Source organism: Bradyrhizobium sp. 14AA (genome assembly GCF_054185205.1).
In genome coordinates, this window is record NZ_JAVAYM010000135.1 from 1 (window position 1) to 474 (window position 474).

1 protein-coding gene is annotated in these 474 nt (G+C 66.5%); it reads right to left on the reverse strand.

Annotation, left to right across the window (positions count from 1 at the left end; all coding sequences use genetic code 11):
- Positions 1–474 (reverse strand): prolipoprotein diacylglyceryl transferase family protein (locus RAD15_RS43680; protein ID WP_458184841.1); only part of this gene is annotated, 474 nt, incomplete at both ends.

The following is a 474-nucleotide window of genomic DNA, read 5'->3' on the forward strand; positions in this document are numbered from 1 at the left end:
CAGATACACCAGCGCAGCGATCATGACGACCAGGGAGACGATGGTGTTGATCCGCAGACCGAACACCTCGGTCGCGGCGTCCGCGCGCAGCAGTTCCACCCAGAAGCGACCGAAGCAGTAGAGCGCCACGTAGAGCGCGAAGAGCCGCCCGTGGCCCAGTCGGAACCTCCGGTCGACCAGCACCAGCACGACCGCGACGAGCACGTTCCACAGCAGCTCGTAGAGGAACGTCGGGTGGACGGTCGCGAGGACCTGGCCGGTCGATCGCCCGATCGTCTCGGAATACCCGTAGCTCTCGTCGTAGCGCTGATAGATCTCCAGTGCCCAGGGCACATCGGTCTCCCGACCGTAGAGCTCCTGGTTGAAGTAGTTGCCCAGGCGGCCGATCCCCTGGGCCAGCACGACGCCCGGCGCGATCGAGTCACCCAGGGCCCCCAGCGCCCGGATCCCCTGCTGACGCAGACCGATGAAGGC